Source organism: Marinobacter sp. UBA5687 (genome assembly GCF_002420325.1).
Classification (GTDB): Bacteria; Pseudomonadota; Gammaproteobacteria; order Pseudomonadales; family Oleiphilaceae; genus Marinobacter; species Marinobacter nauticus.
The window spans coordinates 51,458-59,628 of sequence record NZ_DIHV01000057.1 but is presented as its reverse complement, the minus strand read 5'-3'; the positions used below and the strand labels follow the sequence as shown (position 1 = coordinate 59,628).

Here is an 8,171-nt window from a genome sequence, read left to right as displayed (position 1 = left end):
CATCATGATTTCGAACATCTCGGGCATGCCTCTCGGGTCCATGCCGGCACTGGCCAGGATGTCCATGCCAACCCGGTCGGCTTCCTGTTCGTGAGAGCGGCTGTAGGCCAGCATGTTCTGTACCGCCATGGCCTGGGTGCCGGCAATGGCGGCAATGCCAATGTCTGACTGGGTAACTGCAGATAGCACGATACCGGCGATCATGCCTGCCAGCGTCAGCGGAGCGCTGGTTTCCTGTTGCTGCATTCTGCGGGCAAAGTGGCGCTGGCTGAGGTGGGCCAGTTCGTGGGCCAGGACCGAGGCAAACTGTTGTTCGGTTGCCGCATTGAGGAAAAGGCCCCCATTCACGCCCACGACACCGCCGGGTACGGCGAAGGCGTTGATGGCCGGGCTGTCAATCAGAACCAGTTTCAGGTCGCGGTTGTCCAGCGGTGCAGATGGCACCAGGCGATAGATAATCGCGCTCAGGTAGTCATAAACCAGTGGGTCCTGCAGTTGCGGGGCGGAGCGGCGAATGGAGGCCATAACCTGTTGGCCAATATCGGCTTCCATCTGTCCGGAAATCAGGCCGCCGCTACCACCGATGCTTGGCAGGTCTGACGACTGCGCGCGTGTGGCCGGGCTGATGACCGCCATGGTGAGGGCCAGAAAAACGATCAGGGCCCAGGAGCAGCGGTGTTGGCCTTCTTGCTGGTACTTCATATGTCTGAGAGTGCCTCGAATTCATGTTGCCCGTTTGACAAGGCGGCAGCCGGCAAGTTCTCCGGAGTATTACCAACTCTTGTGATGCAATAGAGTAACACCAGCGGCATAATGCCTGCCTGGTTACTGTATGAAACGTAATGGTAAATGCTGATTATGGCTGACAGAACCCTGGATGCCAGCGGGCTGCGTTGTCCCATGCCGCTGCTGAAAACCAAGCTGGAACTCAATTCCATGACCCCCGGGGAGGAATTGGTGGTTGTTGCCACGGATACCGGCTCACTGAGGGACATACCTGCCTGGCTGGCATTGTCGGCCCATACGCTTGTCAGCCAATCGGAGAGTAATGGGGAATATCGTTTCGTGATAAAGTGCGGCGGTTAATTTCCGGAGTTATTCATGGTCAGAATTCTACGCGGTCTAGCCCACAAATATTTTTCAGACGAAGAAGCCGTCATCCTGTTTTTGCTGCTGGTGACTGGCACCGTCTTTATCATCTGGTTCGGGGCCATGCTGGCGCCGGCCATCGCTTCCCTGATTGTCGCGTTCATTCTACAGGGCCTGGTGTCGAAACTGAACCGGATGGGTGTGCCTGAGCTGATCGCCGTGATAGGTGTGTTTGTGGTGTTCCTGGGCGTGCTGGTGGGTTTTATCTTCGGCCTGTTGCCGTTGATCTGGACCCAGCTGAGTACCCTTGCCGGCGAAGCGCCCCGGATTATCCGGGAGCTCCAGTCCTATCTTGAGGTTTTGCCGGAACAGTACCCCCATCTGGTCTCAGTCGAATCTGTGAACACCATGTACCAGCAGATCTCGGCGGAAGTAGGGCACCTGACTCAATGGCTGGTGTCCTTCTCGCTGTCCAGCATTCCGGATCTTGTGGCCTTGCTGATCTACATGGTTCTGGTGCCTATCCTGGTGTTTTTTTTCCTGAAAGACCGCCGGGTTCTGGTGAACTCTTTCGCCCGCCTGCTGCCGCCGCAGCGGCCGATGATGGTTCGCATCTGGCACGAGGTTAACCTGCAGTGTGCCAACTATGTCCGTGGCAAGGCGGTGGAGATCCTGATAGTGGGTGGCGTCACCTATGTCGCCTTCAAGTTTCTCGGCATGCCCTATGCGGCATTGCTTTCCCTGTTGGTGGGGCTGAGCGTGGTGATTCCCTACATTGGCGCTGCGGTGGTCACCATTCCGGTGGCAGTGATCGGCCTGTTTGCGTTCGGCTGGGGCAGCCATTTTATCTGGGTCATGGTCATCTACGGCATTATTCAGGCGCTTGATGGCAATGTCCTGGTACCGATTCTGTTCTCGGAAGTGAACAACTTGCACCCGGTGGCGATTATTGTTGCCGTGTTGTTCTTTGGCGGAATCTGGGGCTTGTGGGGCGTGTTTTTTGCGATTCCACTGGCGACGATGTTGAAAGCGGTTTTCGCGGCCTGGCCGGTGAAGGAGTCGCCTCCGCCACCAGCCATTGCGGAATAGGGCGTTAAAGGGCCTTGACGGCTTCCAGCACATCGTCGGCGTGCCCTTTGACCTTGACGCCGCGCCATTCCCTGCGCAGCACGCCTTCCTTGTCGATCAGGAAGGTGCTGCGTTCAATGCCAAGGTGCTCCTTGCCATAAAGCTTCTTGAGCTTGATGACGTCGAACAGCTTGCACAGGGACTCGTCCTTGTCGGAAATCAGGTGGAACGGAAAGTCGTATTTCGCCCGGAAGTTATCATGGGCTTTCAGGCCATCCCGCGAGACGCCGAAAATCTCGGTGTCCTCGGCAGCGAAGGCTTCCATTCTGTCCCGGAAGTCCTGGCCCTCGGTGGTGCAGCCCGGTGTATTGTCTTTCGGGTAGAAATAAATAACGATGTTGCGGCCTTTCAGGTCGCTCAGGCGAACGGTCTGGTCGCCAGTGGCCTCAGCCTGAAATTCTGGCACGGGTTGATTCAATGCTACGGATGACATGACATCTCCTTTAATTCCCTTGTGTCAGTTCGAGCCCAACATTACCATATCGGTTTTATTCGGACGGAGCTTTTATGATTACGGGTAGCCTTGTCGCACTGGTCACGCCCATGTATCCAAACGGTGATATTCACTGGGAGGATCTGGACAAGCTGGTGGACTTTCATATCGAAAACGGCACCCATGGCATTGTTGCTGTGGGCACCACTGGCGAATCCGCAACCCTGGATCCGGAGGAGCACATCCGGACGATCGGGCACATCATAAAACGTGTAAACGGCCGGATTCCCGTTATTGCCGGTACCGGTGGTAACAGTACGCGCGAAGCCATCGAATTGACCACCGAAGCCCACAAGCTCGGTGCCGATGCCTGTCTGCTCGTAGTGCCTTACTACAACAAGCCGACCCAGGAAGGCCTGTATCAGCACTTCAAGGCCATCGCGGAAGCGGTACCGGGCATGAACCAGATTCTCTACAACGTACCGGGCCGCACTGCCTGCGATATGTTGAACGAGACGGTGGTTCGCCTGGCCGATATCCCCAATATCGTTGGTATCAAGGATGCGACCGGGAACATTCCCCGTGGCGCCGAGCTGATCGAAGCCCTGGGTGGCCGCCTTGCGGTGTATTCCGGTGACGACGCCACAGCGGCGGATCTAATGCTGGCGGGCGCGAAAGGTAATGTTTCGGTAACGGCCAACGTTGCTCCGAAAGCCATGGCTGAGCTCTGTGAAGCGGCCATTGCGGGCAACGAAGACGAAACCCGCCGCTTGAATGAGCTTTTGATGCCGCTTAATCGCAAGCTGTTCCTGGAAGCCAACCCGATTCCGGTAAAATGGGCGCTGTACCGCATGGGCATGATCGGTGAGGGCATCCGTCTGCCACTGACGCCGCTCAGTGAAAAGTTCCACGGCGAGGTGGAAGACGCGCTCAAGGCCTCAGGTGTTCTCTGAGGCCACCGTTACCGTTAACCGGAGTAACCCGATGCAGGTTCCTGCAAGAGCCCGTAAGAAAACCGTTTTGTTCGCTCGACCTGTTTCGGCATTGGTGCTTGCCAGTGCCCTGGCCGGTTGCAGCCTTATCGATGATCGTTCCGAAGGCTACGTCAACGCACCGGAAGGCGAGCCGATTCAGGTGCCTGAAGGCCTCGACAGCTCCCGGCTGAGCGAGACCATGCCGATACGGGCTATCAACACCGCCGATTCCCGCAATCTTTACCCGTCGTCGATTCCCCGTCCGCCGGATATGACATCCGAGATTCTGGACGAAAACTACGTGATTGAAGAGTTGGACGGCCGTATCTGGCTGCTGGTCAATGAGGTGCCAGGACGACTCTGGCCCGTGGTCAGTGCCTGGATGAATGAGAGCGGCCTGGGCATTGCCCATGACAGTCCCCAACTTGGGATTATTCAGAGTGAACTGGCGAACTTCAGCAAGCGCAGCCGTACACTGCTGGGGCTCGCCGATAATCCGACCGCCACAGAACCCAAGGTGGTGATGCAGGCCCGCCTGGCCCCTGGCATTCGGCGTAAAACCACCGAAATCCGCGTGCGTATTCTGGAGCTGGAGCAGGCTCCGGAAGAGCTTCTGCCCTGGGACAGTAGCACGGTGTCCGATGCAACCTTCGAGCAACAACAACGGGTGCTGTTGGCCGAGTTGGGGGATTTCCTCAAACAGCGTGAGGACAATAAATCCTTCTCGCGGGCGGCCTCAGGCATGGTATCCGAGCCGCTCGTGCGCTTGCAGTCGGAACAGGATGAAGCGGTCGCCATTCGGGTAGAGCTGGACTTCGGCCGCACCTGGGCAGAGGTCAATCGGTCCCTGGAGGAAATGGGGCTGCCGGTACTGGATCTGAATCGCAGTGAAGGCTGGTTGCAGGTGGATTTCCGCACGGAAGACGAGCGCAGTCCGGGCTGGTTCTCGTGGTTCAGCGATGCTGAAAAGCCGGTCCACACCCACACAATCCGGATTCAGCAGGGTGCCGACGCCATGAGCGTTACCGCCGAGCAGCACGACAGCTACGAGGGTGAACGCAGTTCAGCAGATCTGCTCACCCAACTCTTTGAACATCTGTATTGATTAACGGGGTGGCCGAGGCCACCGGCCGTTTGGAGAAAGTAATGGAAAAGCGCGAAGAGCTTTATGCCGGCAAGGCAAAATCGGTTTACCGCACGGACGACCCCGAACGGTTTGTTCTGGTGTTCCGCGACGATACCTCTGCTTTTGACGGAGAGAAAAAAGAACAGCTGAACCGCAAGGGCATGGTGAACAACAAGTTCAATGCCTTCATCATGGAAAAGCTGGAAGCGGCCGGCGTACCTACCCACTTCGAAGGGCTGCTGTCGGATACCGAGTCCCTGGTCAAGAAGCTCGAGATGATCCCGGTTGAGTGTGTGGTGCGCAACGTGTCTGCGGGCAGTCTGTGCCGTCGCCTTGGCGTGGAAGAGGGCCAGGAGCTGAACCCGCCCACCTTTGAGCTCTTTCTGAAAAACGACGCGCTGCACGATCCGATGGTGAACGAATCCCTGGCCGTCAGCTTCGGCTGGGCCAAGGCCGATGAGCTGGCTCGGATGAAAGAGCTGACCTATAAGGTCAACGACGTACTGAAAAAACTGTTTGACGACGCCGGCATGCTGCTGGTGGACTATAAGCTGGAATTCGGCCGCAGTGGTGGCCAGATCGTTCTGGGTGACGAATTCAGCCCCGATGGCTGCCGCATCTGGGACAAGGAAACCCGCAAGAAGATGGACAAGGATCGCTTCCGCCAGGGCCTTGGCGAAGTGATCGAAACCTATGAAGAGGTCGGTCGTCGTCTCGGCATAAAGTTTGACTGACCGGGCAATACAACCACAAAAACGGGTGCGTTATGCGTAAACTGATGATTGTTGTAGGTGGCTCACTGGCCCTGGCCGCGCCACTGGCCAATGCTGATGTATTGGGCGTTGGCGCCAACGTTAGCTACTGGGATTCCGACTTCTCCGGCGAAGTGGTCAACAAGGACTCGGCCGTTGATATTGAAAAGGATCTCAACCTCGACAGCGACAGCAACGCGAACTTCACAGCGTTTTTCGAACATCCGATCCCGGTGCTGCCAAACGTGCGGTTGAATTACACCAGTATTTCCCAGAGTGGGCGTGGTGAGATTGGGCCGGAAGAATTCGACGGTATTGTTAACACGGATGTTAAATCTGATCTCGATATTGATCAGTTCGATGTCACCCTGTACTACGAAGTGCTTGATAACTGGGTGAATCTCGACCTGGGCCTGACTGCCCGTAATTTTGACGGGGAGCTCGTTGTTAGGGACCAAGCCAACATAGCCAACATCAGCAAAACCTCCGTCGACGCCGTCGTCCCCATGGGCTACCTCGCTGCCCGTTTCGACCTGCCGTTCACCGGCGTGTCCGTAGGTGCTGAAGGCAACGTCATCAGCTACAGTGGCGACTCCCTGCACGACTTCAACGCTTATGGCCAGTACGAATTCGCCATGCTGCAGCTGAGGGCCGGTTACCGCCAGATGTCTATCGACTATGAAGACGATGATGACAAACTGGATGTGGAAATGTCCGGACCCTTCGCCAGTGTCGGCGTGGCGTTCTGACCAGGACAGTAAAAGGCGCCTTCGGGCGCCATTTTTCATGGAGAACAGATCTTGAAAATCCTCGTTACGGGAACCGCCGGCTTTATCGGCTCGCATCTTGCTCACCGTTTGCTCGATCGTGGCGATGAAGTGATTGGCGTGGACAACGTCAACGACTATTACGACGTCAATCTCAAGGAAGCACGCCTGGCCCGGCTGCAGAACAAGCCCGGTTTCACCGAAGTACGCCAGGACGTGGCCGACCGCGAGGCCATGGAAGCGGTTTTTCGTGAACACAAGCCCGAGCGGGTAGTGCACCTGGCAGCCCAGGCCGGAGTCCGGTATTCACTGGAGAACCCCCATGCCTATGTGGATGCCAATCTGGTCGGCTTTATGAACATCCTTGAGGGTTGTCGCCATAACGAGGTCAAGCACCTGGTGTATGCCTCCAGCAGCTCCGTGTATGGGGCCAATGAGACTATGCCATTCTCCGTGCACGATAACGTGGATCACCCGCTGAGCCTGTACGCGGCGTCCAAGAAAGCCAACGAGCTGATGGCCCATACTTACAGCCATCTGTACAACCTGCCCACCACTGGGCTGCGCTTCTTTACCGTTTACGGCCCCTGGGGCCGGCCGGATATGGCGCTGTTTATCTTTACCAAAAAGATACTGGCCGGTGAGCCCATCGATGTGTTCAACCACGGCCACCACAAGCGGGACTTCACCTACATCGACGATATCGTCGAAGGCGTTATCCGTACCCTGGACAACGTAGCCCAGCCGAACCAGGACTGGAGCGGGGCCCAGCCGGATCCGGGCACCAGTAAGGGGCCTTACCGCATCTACAACATCGGCAGTAATAACCCGGTGGAGCTGTCCCGTTTTATCGAGATCATTGAGGAGCGGGTGGGCAAGAAAGCCGAGAAGAACCTGCTGCCCTTGCAACCGGGTGACGTGCCGGCCACCTATGCCAATGTCGACGACTTGATCAACGATGTGGGGTACAAGCCGTCTACTGCGGTGGAAGAGGGCATTGCTAACTTCGTGGACTGGTATCGGGATTTTTACAACGCCTGAGCGTCCATCATCGCTTATGAATAAGGCCAGCCGAGACGCTGGCCTTATTTGTTTATGGTCGCTGTTCCGGAAGCCTGAATACCTGTGCTTTCCGGGTAACAGGACATTGGAAAGCCAATTCAACGGCGGTGAGTTGCAGGCCACCCGCAGATGCCGCGCCATACAGCCGGTCTCCCACAATCGGGTGGCCAATGCCGGCCAGATGGCGTCGGATCTGATGTTTACGTCCGGTTTCGATTCGTACCTGCACCTCCGTTGTGTCTGATTCCTCATCCCGGCTCAGTGTCGTCACGCGGCTGATTGAGTCCTTGCCATCCAGTGGCGTGTCGAGGCGAAGATCATCTGCCATCAGGTTGCCGGCGACCCGCGCCCGGTAGATCTTGGTCATGGCGCGCCCGGCAAACAATTCTGAAAGTGCCGCCGCGGCCTTGCCATCATGGGCAATCAGCATCAGGCCTGCAGCGTCAGCATCCAGGCGGTGTACCAGAAAGCAGGGTGCATTCAGTTCAATTTCCGCCAGGCGCAGAAGGCTACAGTGGTCGCCCCATTGAGACCCTTGTGATAACAGCCCGTGGGGCTTGAACCAGACACTGTAACGACCTTTGTTCTCCAGCAGCGTCGGTGTTTCCGGCTTACGCGCCAACACCTGATCATCGTAGAACAGCTGAATACGGGTGCCGGGTTTCAGTTCCCGCTTGGCCTTGCGTAAACGCACCTGCTTTCCCTTCTGTGTCCACCAGCACGCGCCCTTGGCCATGGCATCCTTGATGCGCTGCTTGGGCAGGCCCGAGGCGCCTGCAAGCGCATCTACCGCAAGCCCGGAGCTTTCAACAGTCAGGTCGATGGTCTGGCGCATGATGG

At 57.1% G+C, this 8,171-nt stretch carries 10 protein-coding genes; 7 read left to right on the top strand and 3 right to left on the bottom strand.

The window, feature by feature from the left end; translation table 11 throughout:
* A partial coding sequence (locus tag B3Y70_RS06220; protein ID WP_288589416.1) for a M48 family metalloprotease occupies positions 1-702 on the bottom strand: 702 nt, incomplete at its 3' end.
* Between the two features lie 156 nt (positions 703-858).
* Between B3Y70_RS06220 and B3Y70_RS06215 the strand changes: the two genes are divergently transcribed.
* Complete coding sequence (locus tag B3Y70_RS06215) at positions 859-1,086, top strand: sulfurtransferase TusA family protein (RefSeq protein WP_011785177.1); 228 nt, start codon at positions 859-861, stop codon at positions 1,084-1,086.
* Positions 1,087-1,101: 15 nt separating this feature from the next.
* The gene (locus tag B3Y70_RS06210) at positions 1,102-2,178 is read left to right on the top strand and encodes an AI-2E family transporter (protein ID WP_022991089.1); all 1,077 of its coding nucleotides are present in this window, start codon (positions 1,102-1,104) and stop codon (positions 2,176-2,178) included.
* Between the two features lie 4 nt (positions 2,179-2,182).
* Here the strand turns inward: B3Y70_RS06210 and B3Y70_RS06205 are convergent, their stop codons facing one another.
* Positions 2,183-2,650, bottom strand: a complete 468-nt coding sequence (locus B3Y70_RS06205) for a peroxiredoxin (RefSeq protein ID WP_288589413.1) — start codon at positions 2,648-2,650, stop codon at positions 2,183-2,185.
* Between the two features lie 74 nt (positions 2,651-2,724).
* Here B3Y70_RS06205 and dapA point away from each other — a divergent pair, with 74 nt between their 5' ends.
* The 5 genes from dapA to B3Y70_RS06180 are packed head-to-tail and all read left to right on the top strand — an operon-like array spanning position 2,725 to position 7,310.
* Positions 2,725-3,603: a 4-hydroxy-tetrahydrodipicolinate synthase gene (dapA, locus tag B3Y70_RS06200; RefSeq protein ID WP_022991091.1), complete on the top strand. Its 879-nt coding sequence runs from the start codon at positions 2,725-2,727 to the stop codon at positions 3,601-3,603.
* A gap of 31 nt (positions 3,604-3,634) precedes the next feature.
* Complete coding sequence (bamC, locus tag B3Y70_RS06195) at positions 3,635-4,729, top strand: outer membrane protein assembly factor BamC (protein ID WP_286894603.1); 1,095 nt, start codon at positions 3,635-3,637, stop codon at positions 4,727-4,729.
* A 41-nt stretch (positions 4,730-4,770) separates the two neighbouring features.
* The gene (gene purC, locus B3Y70_RS06190) at positions 4,771-5,484 is read left to right on the top strand and encodes a phosphoribosylaminoimidazolesuccinocarboxamide synthase (RefSeq protein WP_031210967.1); all 714 of its coding nucleotides are present in this window, start codon (positions 4,771-4,773) and stop codon (positions 5,482-5,484) included.
* A gap of 32 nt (positions 5,485-5,516) precedes the next feature.
* The gene (locus tag B3Y70_RS06185; RefSeq protein ID WP_199453918.1) at positions 5,517-6,251 is read left to right on the top strand and encodes a TIGR04219 family outer membrane beta-barrel protein; all 735 of its coding nucleotides are present in this window, start codon (positions 5,517-5,519) and stop codon (positions 6,249-6,251) included.
* Between the two features lie 51 nt (positions 6,252-6,302).
* A complete protein-coding gene (locus B3Y70_RS06180; RefSeq protein ID WP_199453916.1) occupies positions 6,303-7,310 on the top strand; it encodes an NAD-dependent epimerase in 1,008 nt (335 codons plus the stop codon).
* Between the two features lie 52 nt (positions 7,311-7,362).
* On the opposite strand, the gene B3Y70_RS06175 is transcribed toward B3Y70_RS06180, so the two are convergent.
* Positions 7,363-8,166: an RluA family pseudouridine synthase gene (locus B3Y70_RS06175; RefSeq protein WP_153740006.1), complete on the bottom strand. Its 804-nt coding sequence runs from the start codon at positions 8,164-8,166 to the stop codon at positions 7,363-7,365.
* Between the last annotated feature and the right edge of the window lie 5 nt (positions 8,167-8,171).